The organism is Candidatus Pelagibacter communis, from assembly GCF_001180225.1.
In the GTDB taxonomy this organism is placed as follows: Bacteria; Pseudomonadota; Alphaproteobacteria; order Pelagibacterales; family Pelagibacteraceae; genus Pelagibacter; species Pelagibacter ubique_D.
The window spans coordinates 1-1,147 of the sequence record NZ_CVST01000029.1; the positions used below are offsets into that span (position 1 = coordinate 1).

A 1,147-nucleotide genomic window follows, 5' to 3' on the forward strand; every position below is an offset into this window, starting at 1 on the left:
ATTTACCTCTATAAAATCTGTAAGTCTATTTTTGGGTGCAAATTCTTCTAAATAAATTGCTGCTAAAAGAGCCACAGGAAATGATACGGCTAAACAAACCAATATACTAAACAATGATCCCATAAATGAACTTGCAATACCAGCTAACTCTGCTTCCCTAGAGTCGCCATTAGTAAAGAAACTGAAATTAAAATTGCTTACAACTTTTCCTTCGGAATTTAGTTTATCAAATATTTTTAATTGGTAATCATTAACTCTTCTTCGCTCTTCAGGTAAATCTCTTGGATAGTTTCCTTTAAACACTTGATCTAAATCATCAGATGCCGTCAATTTCACTTCAACAATTTTTCCAAAATCATCTGGATTTGAAAGAATATGATCTTTAATTTCCTCTTCAAATATAAAGGCAAACATTCTTTTGATATCTGTGATTTGATCTTCATTGGCATTTTGATCTAATGCAGCAAAACTTTCTATACCAACATCAAAATATTCAGAGTCTTGTAAATCCTCCATAGAGGGTTTCTGATCAGCATCCAAATACATAAATTCTGGATCGTAATTAATTGGCACTATTATCCAAGTTTTTTGAAATGCTGTATATCCTGTAGAAAAAATTTTAAATAAAAATACAGCTAGGAACAATAAAGCTAATATGATGGCTGATTTGCCATACATTTGAAAACGTTTTTCAGCCTTATATCGTTTATTTAAAAATTCTTCTCTATTAATCATATTTCTCTCTATATTTTTTAACTATTGAAAGAGCTATTACATTTAAAATTAACGTAACAACAAATAATGTTAATCCTAAAGCAAAAGCAGCTTGAGTTTTAGGGTCCTCAAATTGTTGATCTCCGATTAATATTACTACTATTTGAGCAGTAATTGTTGAAGTAGATTCCAGCGGATTGAAAGTTAAGTTAGCAGCTAATCCAGAAGCCATAACCACAATCATAGTTTCACCTATAGCTCTAGAAACAGCTAAAAGAATTGCACCAACTATACCTGGTAAAGCAGCAGGAAAAATTACTCTTTTAATTGTCTCAGATTTTGTTGCACCCATTGCATAACTACCATCTCTTAAATTCTGAGGAACACTATTTATGACATCGTCACTCAAACTTGAAACGAATGGAATAATCAT

Annotated in this window: 2 protein-coding genes; both read right to left on the minus strand. The window is 31.2% G+C overall.

What is annotated here, in order from left to right; translation table 11 throughout:
- A partial coding sequence (locus AMN99_RS01665; protein WP_143323913.1) for a DUF3333 domain-containing protein occupies positions 1 to 735 on the minus strand: 735 nt, incomplete at its 3' end.
- A partial coding sequence (locus tag AMN99_RS01670; protein ID WP_143323915.1) for a PstC family ABC transporter permease occupies positions 728 to 1,147 on the minus strand: 420 nt, incomplete at its 5' end. The genes AMN99_RS01665 and AMN99_RS01670, both read right to left, overlap by 8 nt.